This is a genomic window from Alphaproteobacteria bacterium (genome assembly GCA_019635875.1).
Taxonomy (GTDB): domain Bacteria; phylum Pseudomonadota; class Alphaproteobacteria; order Reyranellales; family Reyranellaceae; genus JAFAZJ01.
In genome coordinates this window covers 13,509-29,136 of sequence record JAHBYP010000005.1, presented here as the reverse complement: position 1 = coordinate 29,136, position 15,628 = coordinate 13,509, and the positions used below count along the sequence as shown (strand labels likewise).

Here is a 15,628-nt window from a genome sequence, read left to right as displayed (position 1 = left end):
CATCCCGGGCGCAGCGAGGGATCCAGGGTGGAGACTGGATCCCTCGCCGCGCTCGGGATGACAGACATGCTCTAGTGACCGCCGCCGGCGTTGACGGCCGGCGCGGCGATCGGGGAAGAGATCGGGAAGGCCGACGGCCCGCCGCCGATCACGGCGGCGCGCAGGTCGATCTCGGCCAGCAGGAAGGCGCGGCGCGCCTCGATCGCCGCGACGTTCGAGGCGACGCGCTCGCGTGTCTCGACCAGCAGCTCGAAGACGTCGGCGAGCATGCCGTTGTAGCGCAGCAGCGTCTCCTGCGAGATCACGCGCCGCAGCGGCAGCACGCGGTTCTGGTACTGCGCGGCGATCTCGTGCGAGGCGCGCCAGGTGTGGTAGGCGGAACGCGCCTCCGAGCGCGCCGCCGCGGCACGCGCCGCCAGCCGGTTGACCGCGCGCATGTAGCTCTCGCGCTCGCGCCTGAGCTTCACCTGGCCGCCGTCGAAGATCGGGATCTCGAGCTCCAGCTCGAAGCCGCCGCGCGTCTTGCGCCCGTCGTCGTCGCGCTCGGTCTCGACGATGCCCGAGAGCTCGAGCAGCGAGATGAAGCGCGTCGCCTCGGCGAGATCGACGCTGCGGGCGAGGATCGCCAGCTCCTGCCTCGCCATGGCGACGTCGACACGGCTGCGGATCGCCTCGGCCTCGACGTTGTCGATCGGCTCCAGCCGCGCCGGCAGCGCCGGCAGCCGGGCCGGCAGGCGGATGTCCTGCGCGCCCCACAGGCCGAGCAGCCGCACCAGCGCCTCGCGATCCTGCCGCGCCCGCATCCGGGCATGTGCCAGCTGCGCCGAGAGCTCGGCATAGGCGGCGGCGGCGCGCGCCTGCTCGATCCTGGTGGCGCCGCCGGTCTCGCCCAGCTTGCGCATCAGGTCGGCGGTGGCGTCGGCCGCCATGCGCGACTGCTCGAGGTAGCCGACCACGGTCTGCGCCGCGACGGCGTTGATCCAGGCGCGGCGCGTCTCCAGCGCCAGGCGGTAGGTCGACTCGACCGCGGCCTGCTGCGCCTGGGCGAAGCGCTGGCGCGCGATCTGCCTGCGCGCCGGCAGCGTGGCCAGCGCCAGGATGTTGCCGAGCAGCTGGAACTCCCACTCGACGGCGCCGGTCCTGGCCAGGCGCGACAGCGAGATGCGCGGATTGGGCGGCAGGCTGGCCTCGACGCCGGCGATCTCGTTCAAGCCCAGGTCGTTGTAGGCCGCCTGCAGGTTCCTGTTGTTGAGCAGCGCGATCTGCACGGCGCTGTCGGGCGTCAGCGGCTGCGCGAGCAGCGCGTCGACCCGCGTGCGGACGCGCTCGGCATCGGCGGCCGAGTTGATCTTCACCGCCTCGCCGCCCAGCTTGTCGCGCACCGTCGTCGAGACCATCGACATGCCGCCGTCGGGCGAGAACTCGGCGCAGGCGGCGGCGAGCAGCAGCACGCCGATCGTGAGCACGCGCCTCATGGTGACCGTCCTGTGCGCGGCGCCACGCGCTCGTTCATGTCGCGCCATGGCTTGGGCCCGACCGGCTGGTGGTGGACCGTGCCCGCGGTCACCGGCGTGTATGTCGCCGACGCGCCGCCGGCGCCCGGATCGGCGGGATCGGCTCCCGAGGTGATGGTGGGCAATGAAGCGCCGCAGCCGGCGAGCGCCAGTGCGCAGCCCATGGCGGCCAAGCGCCTCCGCGCGGCGCGGATGCGCGATACGAAACGGATCATGGTCGAGGCTCCCGGCGGCGCGAAGCCGCTCGTCGGCGAGCGCGCGGGCCAGGCGGCCGGCGCGCGGACTCGTGGGGAGGCTCAGCGTCTGGGCGGCGGCGGATCGACGCCGATGGCGCGCGGAAGCGGGCGCGTCGGCAGCAGGCTCAGCATCGGCTCGCCGACCGGCAGGGCCAGCGCGATCGTGGCATCGGCGGCGGCGGCGAGCGGAATGCAGGCGGTGAAGCAGCACAGGTGCTGCAGCGAGGAAGGCTTGTCTTCGTCCTGCGGCTGCGCAGTCGCCGGCTCGTGGCAGGACATCGCCGGCACGTCGGCCGGGCCGCGCTCGGGCACGACCAATGCGGCGAATCCGGCGGAAAGCGGCAGGTTGATCGCGAACAGCAGCGCCACCAGAACCGTGAACCAGTTCCGGGGACGCAGGCTGTGACGGCCGCGATCGCGCATGGCGCCCTATATAGGAGTGCGCGCGGGAACCGGCAACGGCGTTGGTCGTTACATCCAGTCAAGGAATAATGGGAGGAGCCTGATGCGTGCCGCGTTGTCGATAGTCCGGGTCATGCCAGAGCGGATTCCGACTGACGGGGCCGAGGACGGCGACAACGAGAGGGTGGGCAACGGACAACCCATGGCGTCGACGATCCTCGTGGTGGAGGACGAAGTCCTCGTCCGTCTCGCCGTTGCCGACTATCTCCGACATTGCGGCTACCGCGTGCTCGAGGCCAAGACGGGCGAGGAGGCGCAGGCAATTCTGCGTGCCGGCGAGCGCGTCGAGATCCTGTTCTGCGACATCGACCTCGGACCCGGCATCAACGGCTTCGAGCTGGCCAAATGGACGCGCGAGCACTACGGCGACATGCGCATCCTGCTGACTTCGGGCGTGCACCGCACGGCGCAGGTCGCCGCCGATCTCTGCGACGGGCCGCTGCTCACCAAGCCCTACGGCTACGACGTCCTCGCCGAGCGCATCGGCAAGCTGCTCGGCGCGCTGGGCAAGCGCATGTAGAATCATCCCTGGATCCCTCGCTGTGCTGCAGGGGCCGCGGACGGCCCCGACGATGACAGAGTTCCCCGGATTCACCTGCCGCGGTCGCCGGCCAGCTCGCGCGGGCGGATGGCGAGGAAGATCGCCAGCGCCACCACCATGAACGCCGCCACGACGAGGAAGGCCAGGCCCCAGGCGAAGGGCGACATGCCGCCGGCAAGATCGAGGGTCAGGCCGACGGCGAGCGGGCCGACGAAACCGCCGGCATAGCCCAATGTGGAATGGACAGCCAGAGTCGCGCCGCGCCGCGCCGGCTCGGCGTTGCCGGCGGCGCCGGCGGTCAGCGAGGAGGAGTCGAGCCACACCACCATGCCGTAGACGACCAGCAGCACGACGGCGAGCCAGTAGCTGGTCGAGCCGACGAAGCCGATGCCGGCGGCGAAGACGATCGACAGCATCATCGCCGCGGCGACGAGTCTTCGCCGGCCGAAGCGGATCGAGGATTCGTTGCCGACGACGCTGGTCAGCGTGCCGAGCAGCGCCAGCACGGTGACCACCAGGGCAGGCGACAGCAGGCTGCCGTCGAAGCCGGTATGCGTGGCGACGAAGGCGAGGAAGGCGACGCCCCAGCCGCGCAGCGCGCTCATCTCCAGCGTGTGCACGCAGTAGCCGAGGGAGTAGGCGAGCGCCGAGCGGTTGCGCAGCACCGGGCGGAAGTCGAACAGCGCCGCCTGTCCGGCGGCTTTCGGCGGCGGCTTGCGCGGCGGCACGACCAGCGTGACGGTGAGCCAGGCGATCGCCGCGGTGATCGCCGAGATCGCGAAGGCCCAGCGCCAGCCGAACTGGTTGGCCAGGATGTCGCCCAGCAGGAAGGACAGCGCGCCCGATATGCCGATGCTGGCGGCGTGACCGGTGACGGCGCGCGACATCATCCTCGCGTCGACCTGGTCGGCGAGCAGCTTCAGCCCGGTCATGTAGGTGCCGGCCCAGCCCATGCCGGCCAGCGCGCGCGTGATCAGCGCCGTCCAGAAGCCGTCGGCGAAGAGCGCGAAGGCGGCGTGGCCGATCACCGTGCAGCCGACGCCGAACATGTAGACACGCTTGGCGTCGACGCGGTCGGTCAAGGTCACCAGCACCGGCACGCTCAGCATGTAGGTGCCGAAGAAGATCGCCGTGACCCAGCCCGCCTCGCTGTTGCTGAGCGACCACAGGCCCATCATGTCGGGCAGCAGCGCCGGCCAGAATCCGGCGCCGAGCTGCACGAAGACCTGCGCCGTGCAGACGACGGCGACCAGCCGTGCGCCGGAGATGGTCACAGCCATGCGTTACCTTCCCCCGGAGGGGGAAGGTGGCGCGCAGCGCCGGATGGGGGATGCTTCAACGCACTCGGTGTCCGTCTTCGACATCCCCCTTCCGCCCTTCGGGCACCTTCCCCCTCCGGGGGAAGGGACGGTGTATCGAGTCACTCAACCGCAGCCCTTCGTGCCCTGCAGCTTCTTCTCGGCGTCGACGACGCAGCAGGCGTCGGGCACGACGGCCTTGACCTCGGCCGGCGCCGGGCCGCCGCAGCAGCCGGCGGCGACGGTCTGCGCCTGGGCCAACGGACCCGGTCCGCTGCACACGCCGGTCTCGGGCAGCACCAGCTCGACCTTGCGCGCCGCTTCGTGGTCGCCGGCGATCTCGGCGACGATCGAGCGCACCTGCTCGTAACCGGTGAGCATCAGGAAGGTCGGCGCGCGGCCGTAGGACTTCATGCCGGCGAAGTAGAAGCCGGGCTCGGGCTGCGCCAGCTCGCGCGCGCCGTGCGGGCGCACCGTGCCGCAGCTGTGCAGGTTGGGATCGATCAGCGGTGCCAGCTCGGGCGGGCACTCCAGCGCCGGATCGAGCGAGAGCCTGATCTCGCGCAGGAAGTCGAGCTCGGGGCGGAAGCCGGTCGACACCACCAGCTCGTCGGCCTCGACATGGCGGCCGCAGCAGGCCGAGCCGGCGCCGATGCGCAGGCCGTCCTGCATGCGGCTGAGATGCGTGATGCGAAAGCCGCTCTCGACCGCGACCTTGCCCGAGGCGACGAGGGCGGCGAAGGCCGCACCCAGCGCGCCGCGCGCGGCGAGCTTGTCGTTGGCGCCGCCGCCGAAGGCCTTGGCCGGATCCTCGCCGCGCAGCAGCCAGATCGCCTTCGTGCCCGGCGCCTCGTCGGCCAGCCGCGCCAGATCGATCAGGGTGCCGATGGCGGAGTGGCCGGCGCCGGCGACGGCCACCGTCTTGCCGGCATAGCGCGCGCGATCGCGGCCCAGCACGTCGGGCATGCCGTAGGCCAGCCGGTCCTGCACCTCGCCTTCGCCGACCGCCGGTCGGCCGTCGGCGCCGGCCGGGTTGGGCGCCAGCCAGGTGCCCGAGGCGTCGATCACCGCGTCGGCGCGCAGCGATTCCGGTCCCTTGCCGTTGCGGTAGCGCACGTCGAACGGCGCGGCCTCGCGGCCTTTCGTCCTGACCTTGTCGAAGCCGACGCGGCCGATCGATGTGACCGTGCTGCTGGTGCGGATGCGGTCCTTCAGCGCCGTGCGGCTCGCCAGCGGCTCGAGGTAGCGCTCGACCAGCTCGGCGCCGGTGGGATAGTCGCCGGGCTCCGGCGGGTTCCAGCCGCTCGCCGCCAGCAGCCGCTCGGCCGCCTTGTCGATGTTGTATTCCCACGGCGAGAACATGCGCACATGGCTCCACTGACGCACCGCGTGCGCCGCCTCGGGCCCGGCTTCGAGCACGACAGGCTCCAGGCCGCGCTCCAGCGCGTGCGCGGCGGCGGCGAGGCCGACCGGGCCGCCGCCGATGATGGCGACGGTGAGCGGGCGGGTGAGGGCGTCGGGCATCCTGTCTACTCCTGTCCTTCCGGAATCATCGAAATAGTCGGGCAAATTTTTTTACGCGGCCCTGGGTTTGGTCAGGCCCACCGGCACGCAGGTTCCCTCGGCGCAGCACTGCTCGACCATGTAGCCGACCAGGTCGCGCATCAGCACATAGTTGGCGTGGCAGATCAGGGTCGTGCCCTCGCGCGTCTGGCGCACCAGGCCGACGGTGATCAGCGACTTCAGGTGATGCGAGAGCGTCGAGGCGGCGATGTCGAGGCGGTCCTGCAGCCTGCCCACCGCCATGCCCTCGGCCCCCGCGCGCACCAGGGCGCGGAAGATCTTGAGCCGGGTCGGGTTGCCCAGGGCCTCGAGCCGGGCGGCAGCGTCGTCGAGCTTCATGGATACCAATATAGGCGGCGGGCGCGGAGAGTCAACGGTATTTCCGGAAGTATAGAAATAGAGCTGGCGATCCTCGGCGATGTCACTCGGCCGTCATGCGCCGGGCCGCATCAAGTCTCACTTGAACCTGTCCGGCGAGGCGATTTTCACGAACTTGTCCTTGCCGCGGCCGACGATGTCGAACTTGCCCTCCGCCGTCTTCCCCGTGGGCCTGCCCTTGGAGTCCTTGATCACGTGCTGGCGCACGCGCCAGAGGTTCGATTGCGGGCCGCCGTGCACCAGGCTGGACGATCGCGCTTCGGAGAGGATGACCAGCGTCTCGCCCGGCAGGTGCATCAGCACGGCGCCCACCATCGCGACGTGGTGATAGGAGCCGTCGTTGAATGCCACGATGTCGTCGGCCTTGATGTCGGCGGGCGTCTTGCGGTTGTGTGCCTCCCGGCTCACATACGCCTCCTCGGTGGTCTGGGAAGTGACCGTGAGCTTGGGAAACTTCGCCTTGAGATAGAGCCCGGTGAAGCCGTTGCAGTCGACGCCGAGATAGTCATCGACCATCGTCTGCAGGTCCTCGATGGCGTAGTCGTGCGTCTCCCGCGCGTCCTTCTTGCCGATCTTGGCTCGCACGGTGCTGCGCCCCAGGACCTCGCTGCAGAGCACGATCCAGATCTGCAGCAGCTCGATCGTCCTGGCCATCATCCGCGGCGAGCCCTTGCCGTTGAAGCTGGCGTTGACCTCTCCCCAGCCGACCGAGAGAAGGGTCTTGCCGTCCTTGCTGATCGTCAGCGTGCGGTCGCGGCTGTCGACATCGAGATGACCCTTCAGCATCCCGGGCAGCTGGAACAGCAGGATGTCCTTGAGCCCGAGTCGAACCTTCGGCGCGTTGCCGGCGCGGTTGGTGAGACGTGTGTTGGCATATTCGCGCACCGAAACGGTGATCGTGCCGGCGGTCCGCTCGATCTTGCCCGCGGCCGCCTGGTACTGCGAAACGGTGATGTTGTGATAGGCGTTGACGAAGAGCATGGCATTGCCGAGGAACAGGCCGCCACGCTCGACGAGTTCCACGATCGAGTCGCCCGCGTCGCTTGCGGCCTCTTTGGCCAAGTCCGACAGCGCTGCGAAATTTTGCGCCGTGAGGTCCAGCACGGAGTCAGCACCGGCGTGCTTTGGCGTGGCCATCGGTACCTCCCTGCCTCGGGCGGTGTGGCGCCTCCCTGGACGCTGACACGACGATCGGCCCTTGGGTCAGTCAGATTGACGTCAGACTCGAGGGTTGGCAAGGTTGCCAAGCGGGTGGAAAACCCAAACTGAGATGCTACCCATGCCTTGCTTGGCTGGCGCGCCGCGCCGGCCTGATCAGAGGGGCCCGTACCATGCACCGCGGACGGGCCCCGATGGCATTCGAACCGCTCTTCGGCCGCCGCTTGTGTCGACCAGGATGCCGGCGGCGGATCCGTCTCAGACCCAGTTTTCGGTCCGTATCCTCGGCATGCGGGCGAACTCCCGCATGTTGTTCGTCACGAGGATCAATCCCTCGCTGCGGGCGTGGCCGCCGATCCGCATGTCATGCGATCCGCAGGGCGTTCCGGCACGCTCAAGCTCGGCCCGCAACTGGCCGTAATGCGCGGCGGCCTTGTCGGCGAAGGGCAGCACCTCCAGGCGCGCCACGAAATGCTCGATCGCCGTCAGGTTCTCGACTGGAGGCCGAGGCTTCGCAGGTACCGGGCGACGATCCGATAAATCGCTTGTTGTGATGGCAACCTGACGACACACGACCGTCACCGAATGATACGCAAAAGCGGATGAGGCGCCGCCGCCGGTCATCTAGTCAGTGGCTCGACTGGAGAGGCGGTGCATGCGGGACGTGGCGACATTCATCGCGCTCAACCGATTTGGGCTCGGCGCGGCACCCGGCAAGGCGCCGGCCGTCGACAGCGATCCGCGCGGCTGGGTGGCAGCGCAGATCGACAAGCGTGCGGCGCCCGGCACGGCCGGCGGACGGGCTTCGGCCGGCACCCTGGCGGAGATGCACCGCGCCGCGAACGAGGGACCCGAACGGCTGAACGAGACGGCGCGCCGCCTCTATCGCGCCGTCTTCTGGCCCGAGGTCGCCGCCCGCGCCCGGCACGCCATCGACACCGCGCAGCCCTTTGCGGAAAGGATGGCACTCTTCTGGTCGAACCATTTCACCGTCAGCCGGACCCGCGCCATCGTCGGCCCGGCCATCCCGGCCTACGAGCGCGAGGCGATCCGCCCGCATGTCTTCGGCCGCTTCGCCGACATGCTCAAGGCGGTCTGCCGCCACCCGTGCATGCTGAGCTACCTCGACAACATCATCTCCATCGGCCCACGGTCGGACGCCGGCCGACGGCGGCTCGCGCGCGGCGCCGACGCACGAACCCTCAACGAGAACCTCGCCCGCGAGATCCTCGAGCTGCACACGCTGGGCGTGAACGGCGGCTACGGCCAGCCGGACGTGATCGAGCTCGCCAAGGCGATCACCGGCTGGAGCCACGGCGGCTTTCGTCCCAACCAGGACAAGCGTCCGGTGCATGGCGACTTCGAGTTCAACCCGGTGTTCCATGAGCCCGGCCCCAAGACCGTGCTCGGCAGGACCTACGCCGAGGCCGGCGCGGACGAAGGTCTGGCGATTCTCGACGACCTCGCGCGCCATCCCGCGACGGCGCGACATCTGGCGACCAAGCTCGTCCGCCATTTCCTCGCCGACGACCCACCGGCGGACGCGGTAGCGCGCATCGCCGGCGTCTTCCAGTCGAGCGACGGCGATCTGGCGGCGGTCTGCCGCGCGCTGATCGATCTGGAGGCGGTCTGGCGCGCGCCGCTGCCCAAGGTCAAGACGCACTACGAGTTCGTCGTCGCCGTCCATCGCGCGCTCGGCAACACGACGGCAAGAGCGGCGGATGTCGTCGCGCCGTTCCAGACACTGGGACAGGCGCCGTTCACCGCGCCGTCGCCGCAGGGCTGGGGCGACACGGCCAGGCATTGGATCGCGCCGGAATCGCTGTTGCGGCGGATCGAATGGGTCCGCAGCCTCGCCGGCTCCGTGCCGGCGACCCTGCAACCCGCACGCTTCCTCGACGACGTCATCGGCCCCGTCGCCGGCGAGCCGACGCGGCAGGGCGTGACGCTCGCGCCCTCGGGCGACGCGGCGATCGCGCTCGTGCTGGCGAGCGCGGAATTCCAGAGGAGATGAGCATGCTGGAGCGTCGGTCTCTTCTCGCGGGTGCCAGCGCGCTCGCTGTCCTCACCGCCGCGCGGGCGACCTTCGCCGCCGCGCCGACGGACAGGCGCTTCGTCCTGGTCCTGCTGCGCGGCGCGCTCGATGGCCTGCACGCTTTGCCGCCGCACGGCGACAAGGATTATCGTCGACTGCGGCCCACCCTGGCGCTGCCGCCCGATGCGGCGCTCGATCTCGACGGCCGCTTCGGCCTGCATCCGGCGCTGGGCGATCTCATGCCGCTCTACCGGGCGGGCGAGCTGCTGTTCGTGCCGGCCGCCGCCACACGCTATCGCGACCGATCGCATTTCGACGGCCAGAACATGCTGGAGAACGGCAGCGGCAAACCCTATGGCGCGCCGGACGGCTGGCTCAACCGGGCGATCCTCGGGCTCAACGGCGGCGATCGCCGGCTGGGCCTGGCATTGGGGCCGGCTGTGCCGCTGATCCTGCAGGGGCCGGCGCGCATCCGCAGCTGGTCCGAGAGCGGTCTGCCCGCGGTCGACGAAGATTTCCTCTCGCGCATGACGATGGCCTATCGCAACGATCCGCTGTTCGCGGCCGCGCTTGGCGACGCGCGCGGACGCGCCAGACCGGCGGCCGGCATGGGCGACGCGACGGGCGACCAGGTCTTTGTCAAGGCGGCAGCGGTCGCGGCCGATCTGCTCGCGCGGTCGGACGGCCCGCGGGTGGCGGTGCTCGAGTCGCAGGGCTGGGACACCCATTTCGCCCAGGAGCGACGGCTGAAGGTGCTGCTGAGGGACGTCGCGCGCGGCCTGCTGGAGCTGAAGCGCGGCCTGGGCGAGGCCTGGCGCGAGACGGTCGTGCTGGTCGTCTCCGAGTTCGGGCGCACGGCGGCCGAGAATGCCAGTGGCGGTACCGATCACGGCACCGGCGGCCTGGCCATCCTGGCGGGCGGCGCCGTTGCCGGCGGCCGCATCGCCGGCGACTGGCCGGGGCTTTCCGACCGGGCGCTCCACGAGGGCCGCGATGTCCCGGCGGCGAACGCCTACGAGCGCCTGTTCAAGGCGGCCCTGATCCGCCATCTGGGTCTCGATGCGGGCTTCGTCGAGGATCGCGTGTTTCCCGCGAGCCGCGCGCTCTCGCCGCTGGACGGGCTGTTGCGTCGGGCATAGCGCGGTCTGCCGACGGCGTGCCGGGCCCGGTGCGCGGCCCGATCCTGAAGGCCGTGTCTGCGTTCCACTTCAAGAGCGGCGGGATCCGCGCAGGCTTTACGCAAGGCCGTACCATGCGCTGCGTTCGGCCCCGTGCAGGGTGAGTGGCCCTGCTCGACCAGCGCTTTCAGTAGATCCTTGAACCTTGGTGTCGTGCGAGGCGCGCGAAGCGGGTTCGGTGTCTTCAATGCCGGCCGTCTTGTGACGCGTCGTACCCAATCCCATACCCGCAGATGCCCGATAAGGAGCGCGCCAAATGGTACTCACTATGGGCGCCGTTTCATTCGAGATGGCTCTGCGAATATCGCGCCGGCAACGCCGTCGAGACAGGAGGACAACACTTCGCAGGTGCTCGACAACGATCCGACTCGATCGCTTGTTGTGGTGGCAACCTGACGAAGAATGCTCGGCGTGGCGACGTTCATCGCCCTCAATCGCTTCTGGCTCGGCGAGGTGCCCGGACAGGCGCAGGCCGTCGCCGGCGATCCGTGCGGCTGGGTGGCGGCGCAGATTGACGCCCTCGCTCCCGCGCGCACCAGGGCGCGGAAGAGTTTGAGCCGGATCGGGTTGCCCAGGGCTTCGTGCCGGGCGGTTGCGTCGCCGGGCTTCATCGATGGAAATATGGACCGTGCGCCGACAGAGGAAACTATATTTCCGGAACTATCGAAATAGTGACGAGGCCGCCCAGCCTAGGGAGCGATCGGCGCGTTCACGTCAATCTTTGGCATCGGAGCGTCCTTCACTGCTTCGACGAGGTAGTCACGATACCGAGGGTCACCGGCAAAGATTAGCGGCGACTTCTTGTCTGTCAGGCCGTGGAACCAGATAGCTCCCCCGCTGTAGTTCCCTTTTGGGAGGTTTCGGGTCACCCAGCCGGTGGCCGCCTCCTGGCTGTCCGTCAATGCCTCGACCTTGATCGAGTTTTCACTGATCGTGTGGTGGTACGCGAAACGACCCGAAGAAAACGTTTGGACATTCGCACCTGGGTGGGAAGCCAACCATTTCTCCCATACCTTCGCATCCTTCGTTGGCGATCCGAGATCCATGAGCCCATAGAAGTCGTAGGCCTTGGGCGCGCAGCAGACGGCGCAATTGAAGATCTTCTGCAGGTACCACATGACATCGGGTTCCTTGCCGACGACACATGCGCGGAGATCGACGCGATTGAGCTCCAGTGCCTGCATCTTCAGCATCTGATCTTTCAGACTGCTCCAGTCGGCTGGTGTCAGTTTCAGGAGCTTGTGTGTTACGTCGTCTTCGGTTCGCCCCTCCAGCCCCATTACCAAAGCACGCATGGCAGCGGCGTTGAAGCCGATCCCCGACGCTATCCTGACAAAGAGGCCCGCGTCATTGCCATGCATGACGATAACCACGTCGCCACCGGCTTTGGCCTTGTCGAGGATCGCTTTGAGCAGCGTCGTCAAGTTCGTGAGATTCGAGGTCGTGGCTTTCCCTTTCACGACAACCGTGTCGCGAAGCTCGCCGAATTTCTCGATGGTCACGAATTTATTGTTGGGAATGGGCTCCAGCGGATACCGCGTGAAATAGGGAATCGCTGCGGGGTGTACCGCAGGGTTGATCAAGGCAACAGCCATCTCTTGATCTCCTCTATGGGAGCGGACACTCACTCACTTTATATGACTCCCGACGGGACAGCAAGTGGCCGTACGCCGGTGCTCCAGGAACGAAGTGGGGAATCGGGTACTATCGGGTATGGAATCGGATATGCGTGGCGCAGGCCACCCGAAGGTCGCCGAGTCTTCGCTGCATCGCGGATACGCTGACGTCGCGCGTCCGCGCCCTCGGACCCGGGAGTGCCGGCTCCGGCTTGCCTTTCCCTGCGCGTACTCACCCAGCGCTCGATTGATGCGTGCTTGATACCCCTCATCGGACGGCGTGTGGCTCTTGAACCAGGCCGCAATGTCGGCATCGAGCCGACGGGTCTGCTCCCGCAATGCAAACGCATCTCGCTCCATCAAGGAAGCAGGCTCCGGCCGCCCGGAGCCTGCGCGGCCCGCGAGGATCATTCCGCCGGTTGCGCGAGGCATTCGGGCGGGGCGTCGCGGCGCCCGCCCGCCAGGCTCCTCTGGCCGACGAGCACCGTCAGGAGCGATGCCGCGCCGGCGACCACCGAGACCCAGAAGCCGTTCTGCGGGCCGAAGGTGTCCACCGCCCAGCCGGCCGCGAACGAGCCGAGCGCCATGCCGATGCCGATGCCCGTCATCACCCAGGTGATGCCCTCCGTCAGCGCCGCGGCCGGCACGCGCCGCTCGACCAGGCCGAAGGCGGTGATGAAGGTCGGCGAGATCGCCAGTCCGCTGGCGAACACGGCGAGGGCGAGCAGTGCCACGGTGTCGGCAAACAGCAGCGGCACGGTGGTGAGCGCGATGATCGCGACCGCCACAGCGAGTTGGCGCTGCAACGGCATTTTCAGGTTCAGCGCGCCCAGGATGATGCCGACGATGAAGGAACCGACGGCATAGACGCCGATGACCAGGCTCGCCGCGCCCGGCTGGCCCAGCGCCTTGGTGATCGCCACCGCGCTCACCTCCGCCGTGGCGAAGATGGCGCCGACGAAGACCAGCGCGAGCGTGATTACCTGCACGGGCCGCTGCCGGATCGCCGAACCGCCCACGCCGCCCGCCGAGGGCTGCACGCGCGGCTCCGTCGATCGCTGCAGGACGAATGCGGCGGTGCCGATGGCCAGGAGCAGCGTGCTCACCATCATCCCCGCCTCGGGGAAGAGCGCGACGCTCAGGCCAACCGACAGCGACGCGCCGGCGATATACATCAACTCGTCGGCGACCGATTCGAAGGCGAAGGCGGTAATGAGTTCGGGCCGGTCGCGGAAGAGTCCGGTCCAGCGCGCCCGCACCATTGCCGGAATGCTCGGCATTGCCGCCGCCGCCAGCGCCGACACGAAAAGCGTCCAGGCCGGCCAGTCCTGGTTGGCGGCGACGATCAGCACCAGGAAGGCGGCCACGGAGATCGCGGTGGCCGGTGCCAGCACCGCGGCCTGGCCGCGGCGGTCGACCAGCCGTGAAATCTGCGGCGCGGCGAAGGCGTTGGCCAGCGCGAAGGTGGCCGAGACGGCGCCGGCGAGCCAGTATTCGCCACGGGTCTGCGACAGCATGGCGACGATGCCGATCGGCGCCATGGCGATCGGCAGCCGGGCGACGAAGCCGGCCGCGGCGAAGCCCTTGGCGCCGCGAGCCTTGAATATGGCGACATAGGGGTTGGGCATCGGACCGGTCCTTGATCGGGCGTGGAACAGGGTTTACATACGCGTCGTATGCGAACCAGGTAGTGACATACGCGGCGTATGTCAAATGATATGCGTTGCGTATGTGGATGAGGTTGCCCATGGCGCACAAACCACGCAGCGAGATGATCGCCGAAACCCGCGCCAAACTGGTCGCGGCGGCGCGCCACGCGTTCGCCACGGTTGGCTATGCGAATGCCTCGATGGATGATTTCACCGCCGTCGCCGGGCTGACGCGGGGTGCGCTCTATCACCATTTCGGCGACAAGAAGGGCCTTCTTGAAGCGGTCATCTCCGAGATCGATGCCGAAATGAACGCGCGGCTGAACGCCGTTTCCGCCAGGGCCGGCAGCCACTGGCAAGGTTTCGTCGACGAATGCACGGCCTATATCGAGATGGCGCTCGAGCCGGAGATCCAGCGCATCGTGATGCGAGATGGCCCTGCGGTGCTCGGCGATCCGTCGCGATGGCCGAGCCAGGGCGAATGCATCCGCTCCATGACTGCCAGCCTGCGAAGGCTGGTCGAGAACGGGACCATTGTCACGATCGATCCGGAAGCGACGGCGCGCCTGCTCAGCGGAGCCTCGCTGCATGCGGCGCAGTGGATCGCCAACTCTGCGGAACCGAAAGCCACCTCGAAAAAAGCGGTAAAGGCGTTCAACGTCCTGCTGGAGGGGCTGCTTGCGAAAGGTTGCGGGCCTGCGGCTCGGCCGCGGAAAGGGCGAGATAAAGCGAAAGCATCCTCAAAGGCCTAGAAGGCCTTGCAGGCCGGCGGTCGTGTGCCTGGTCGTGGTGTAGCTGGTCGGAGCAAGGCCGCCCGCGAAGCGCACTCCCCAACAGCGCCGAGCCGCCAGCCATCGAAGACGACGGTGCGCTGCTGCTGGGCTCGCAGGGTTCGGGCGTCACGGATGAGAAGTGCGCCATTGGTCTGCGCTGCGAGCAGGTCAGCGACGGCAGGAGCCTTTTCCTGACGGTCGAGAAGCAGGTCGGCGACCACGACATGCGCGGTCAACTGCTCACCAAAACAAGGGCTTGGGCGCTCCGGCCGACAACCGTAGGGGTGGAAATTCCGGGGTCAGGGCGAGGGCGGTAGAATGGCGGATGATCCGGTCATGCCGCCATCCCACCCGCCATGCCGCGCTGCGCGTTGCCGCGCAGCCGGTCGGCTCGTGCGCCCGGCAACCACGGAAAACCATGGCAATCGGCTTGTCCTCGTCGAGGCCATTGCAGGCCATGGCAATCCGGCGGCGCTCGCCGAGACAATGGCAAACCATAGAAACCGGGGAACACGCGGCGGGACGATGGCAACCCGTAGCAATCCGGCGGTCCCCGCCGAGACAATGGCAAACCATGGCAATCCGGGCGTCCTCGCCGGGGCCATCGCAGGCCATGGCAATCGGCGCTCCGGCGACACCATTGCAAACCATGACATTCGGTGCAGGCTGCGGCGATGACCACGCTCTATCTCATCAGCGGCAAGATCGGCGCCGGCAAGTCGACCCTGGCGAAGCAGCTGGCGGCGCGGCCGGCCACCCTGCTGATCAGCGAGGATCACTGGACCTCGCATCTCTTCGCCGACCAGCTGCGCACGATCGACGATTACCGCCGCCTGTCGGCGCGGCTGCGCGCGGCGATGGCGCCGCACATCGTCGCCATCCTGAAGCTCGGCCTGTCGGTGGTGCTGGATTTCCCGGCCAACACGCCGACGCAGCGCGGCTGGATGCGCGGGCTGATCGAGGCGACGCAGGTGGCGCACGAGCTGCACCTGCTCGACATGCCCGACGCGCTCTGCCTGCAGCGGCTGCGCCAGCGCAATGCCAGCGGCGAGCATCCCTTCCAGGTCAGCGACGCCGACTTCGCGCAGTTCACCCGGCACTTCACGCTGCCTTCGCCCGAGGAGGGCTTCAACGTCGTGGTCCACGCGCCCTGAGTATTCCCTTCTCCCCGCGAAGGCGGGGAGAAGGTGCCCGAAGGGCGGATGAGGGGCTTCGCGGAGTCCCGAC

At 68.6% G+C, this 15,628-nt stretch carries 16 protein-coding genes and 1 pseudogene; 6 read left to right on the top strand and 11 right to left on the bottom strand.

Going from position 1 to position 15,628, the window contains the following annotated elements; genetic code table 11:
* Window positions 1–71: 71 nt before the first annotated feature.
* The 3 genes from KF889_18055 to KF889_18045 all read right to left on the bottom strand — a co-directional run bounded on the left by KF889_18055 (window position 72) and on the right by KF889_18045 (window position 2,173).
* On the bottom strand, window positions 72–1,475 hold the full coding sequence (locus KF889_18055) for a TolC family protein (protein ID MBX3501346.1): 1,404 nt from the start codon (window positions 1,473–1,475) through the stop codon (window positions 72–74).
* Window positions 1,472–1,678, bottom strand: a complete 207-nt coding sequence (locus KF889_18050; GenBank protein MBX3501345.1) for a hypothetical protein — start codon at window positions 1,676–1,678, stop codon at window positions 1,472–1,474. The genes KF889_18055 and KF889_18050 overlap by 4 nt, the downstream gene beginning before the upstream one ends.
* Before the next feature lie 132 nt (window positions 1,679–1,810).
* A complete protein-coding gene (locus tag KF889_18045) occupies window positions 1,811–2,173 on the bottom strand; it encodes a hypothetical protein (protein ID MBX3501344.1) in 363 nt (120 codons plus the stop codon).
* 181 nt (window positions 2,174–2,354) lie between these two features.
* Here KF889_18045 and KF889_18040 point away from each other — a divergent pair, with 181 nt between their 5' ends.
* Window positions 2,355–2,732 (top strand): response regulator, encoded by a 378-nt coding sequence (locus KF889_18040; protein ID MBX3501343.1) that lies wholly within the window; start codon window positions 2,355–2,357, stop codon window positions 2,730–2,732.
* A 71-nt stretch (window positions 2,733–2,803) separates the two neighbouring features.
* Here KF889_18040 and KF889_18035 read toward each other — a convergent pair whose 3' ends face one another.
* The 5 genes and pseudogenes from KF889_18035 to KF889_18015 all read right to left on the bottom strand — a co-directional run bounded on the left by KF889_18035 (window position 2,804) and on the right by KF889_18015 (window position 7,648).
* Window positions 2,804–4,033, bottom strand: a complete 1,230-nt coding sequence (locus tag KF889_18035; protein MBX3501342.1) for an MFS transporter — start codon at window positions 4,031–4,033, stop codon at window positions 2,804–2,806.
* Window positions 4,034–4,177: 144 nt separating this feature from the next.
* A complete protein-coding gene (locus KF889_18030; protein MBX3501341.1) occupies window positions 4,178–5,575 on the bottom strand; it encodes an NAD(P)-binding domain-containing protein in 1,398 nt (465 codons plus the stop codon).
* 51 nt (window positions 5,576–5,626) lie between these two features.
* On the bottom strand, window positions 5,627–5,953 hold the full coding sequence (locus KF889_18025; protein ID MBX3501340.1) for a helix-turn-helix transcriptional regulator: 327 nt from the start codon (window positions 5,951–5,953) through the stop codon (window positions 5,627–5,629).
* Window positions 5,954–6,070: 117 nt separating this feature from the next.
* The gene (locus tag KF889_18020) at window positions 6,071–7,129 is read right to left on the bottom strand and encodes a hypothetical protein (protein MBX3501339.1); all 1,059 of its coding nucleotides are present in this window, start codon (window positions 7,127–7,129) and stop codon (window positions 6,071–6,073) included.
* 279 nt (window positions 7,130–7,408) lie between these two features.
* Window positions 7,409–7,648, bottom strand: a pseudogene (locus KF889_18015) (VapC toxin family PIN domain ribonuclease).
* Window positions 7,649–7,814: 166 nt separating this feature from the next.
* Between KF889_18015 and KF889_18010 the strand changes: the two are divergent.
* The 3 genes from KF889_18010 (at window position 7,815) to KF889_18000 (ending at window position 11,035) form a co-directional block, all read left to right on the top strand.
* A complete protein-coding gene (locus tag KF889_18010) occupies window positions 7,815–9,164 on the top strand; it encodes a DUF1800 domain-containing protein (protein ID MBX3501338.1) in 1,350 nt (449 codons plus the stop codon).
* A gap of 2 nt (window positions 9,165–9,166) precedes the next feature.
* Window positions 9,167–10,324 carry a DUF1501 domain-containing protein gene (locus KF889_18005; protein ID MBX3501337.1) on the top strand — a complete coding sequence of 386 codons (1,158 nt, stop codon included), beginning with the start codon at window positions 9,167–9,169 and terminating at the stop codon, window positions 10,322–10,324.
* Window positions 10,325–10,774: 450 nt separating this feature from the next.
* Window positions 10,775–11,035, top strand: coding sequence for a hypothetical protein (locus KF889_18000; GenBank protein ID MBX3501336.1), 261 nt, complete (start codon window positions 10,775–10,777; stop codon window positions 11,033–11,035).
* A 17-nt stretch (window positions 11,036–11,052) separates the two neighbouring features.
* On the opposite strand, the gene KF889_17995 is transcribed toward KF889_18000, so the two are convergent.
* From KF889_17995 to KF889_17985, 3 genes are read right to left on the bottom strand one after another with little or no spacing between them, the layout of a single operon-like run.
* The gene (locus KF889_17995) at window positions 11,053–11,958 is read right to left on the bottom strand and encodes a hypothetical protein (GenBank protein ID MBX3501335.1); all 906 of its coding nucleotides are present in this window, start codon (window positions 11,956–11,958) and stop codon (window positions 11,053–11,055) included.
* Window positions 11,959–11,991: 33 nt separating this feature from the next.
* Window positions 11,992–12,390, bottom strand: coding sequence for a BrnA antitoxin family protein (locus KF889_17990; GenBank protein ID MBX3501334.1), 399 nt, complete (start codon window positions 12,388–12,390; stop codon window positions 11,992–11,994).
* Window positions 12,387–13,607, bottom strand: coding sequence for an MFS transporter (locus KF889_17985; GenBank protein MBX3501333.1), 1,221 nt, complete (start codon window positions 13,605–13,607; stop codon window positions 12,387–12,389). The genes KF889_17990 and KF889_17985 overlap by 4 nt, the downstream gene beginning before the upstream one ends.
* Window positions 13,608–13,726: 119 nt before the next feature.
* Between KF889_17985 and KF889_17980 the strand changes: the two genes are divergently transcribed.
* Both KF889_17980 and KF889_17975 read left to right on the top strand, forming a co-directional pair.
* Window positions 13,727–14,380 (top strand): TetR/AcrR family transcriptional regulator, encoded by a 654-nt coding sequence (locus tag KF889_17980; GenBank protein ID MBX3501332.1) that lies wholly within the window; start codon window positions 13,727–13,729, stop codon window positions 14,378–14,380.
* Between the two features lie 695 nt (window positions 14,381–15,075).
* Window positions 15,076–15,555, top strand: coding sequence for an ATP-binding protein (locus KF889_17975; GenBank protein MBX3501331.1), 480 nt, complete (start codon window positions 15,076–15,078; stop codon window positions 15,553–15,555).
* The last annotated feature ends 73 nt before the right edge of the window (window positions 15,556–15,628 follow it).

Bases quoted from the DNA above. Each gene is read 5' to 3' on its own strand.
- KF889_18055 (MBX3501346.1), bottom strand. From the start codon at position 1,475: ATGAGGCGCGTGCTCACGATCGGCGTGCTGCTGCTCGCCGCCGCCTGC.
- KF889_18050 (MBX3501345.1), bottom strand. From the start codon at position 1,678: ATGGGCTGCGCACTGGCGCTCGCCGGCTGCGGCGCTTCATTGCCCACC.
- KF889_18045 (MBX3501344.1), bottom strand. From the start codon at position 2,173: ATGCGCGATCGCGGCCGTCACAGCCTGCGTCCCCGGAACTGGTTCACG.
- KF889_18040 (MBX3501343.1), top strand. From the start codon at position 2,355: ATGGCGTCGACGATCCTCGTGGTGGAGGACGAAGTCCTCGTCCGTCTC.
- KF889_18035 (MBX3501342.1), bottom strand. From the start codon at position 4,033: ATGGCTGTGACCATCTCCGGCGCACGGCTGGTCGCCGTCGTCTGCACG.
- KF889_18030 (MBX3501341.1), bottom strand. From the start codon at position 5,575: ATGCCCGACGCCCTCACCCGCCCGCTCACCGTCGCCATCATCGGCGGC.
- KF889_18025 (MBX3501340.1), bottom strand. From the start codon at position 5,953: ATGAAGCTCGACGACGCTGCCGCCCGGCTCGAGGCCCTGGGCAACCCG.
- KF889_18020 (MBX3501339.1), bottom strand. From the start codon at position 7,129: ATGGCCACGCCAAAGCACGCCGGTGCTGACTCCGTGCTGGACCTCACG.
- KF889_18005 (MBX3501337.1), top strand. From the start codon at position 9,167: ATGCTGGAGCGTCGGTCTCTTCTCGCGGGTGCCAGCGCGCTCGCTGTC.
- KF889_17995 (MBX3501335.1), bottom strand. From the start codon at position 11,958: ATGGCTGTTGCCTTGATCAACCCTGCGGTACACCCCGCAGCGATTCCC.
- KF889_17990 (MBX3501334.1), bottom strand. From the start codon at position 12,390: ATGATCCTCGCGGGCCGCGCAGGCTCCGGGCGGCCGGAGCCTGCTTCC.
- KF889_17985 (MBX3501333.1), bottom strand. From the start codon at position 13,607: ATGCCCAACCCCTATGTCGCCATATTCAAGGCTCGCGGCGCCAAGGGC.
- KF889_17980 (MBX3501332.1), top strand. From the start codon at position 13,727: ATGGCGCACAAACCACGCAGCGAGATGATCGCCGAAACCCGCGCCAAA.
- KF889_17975 (MBX3501331.1), top strand. From the start codon at position 15,076: ATGACCACGCTCTATCTCATCAGCGGCAAGATCGGCGCCGGCAAGTCG.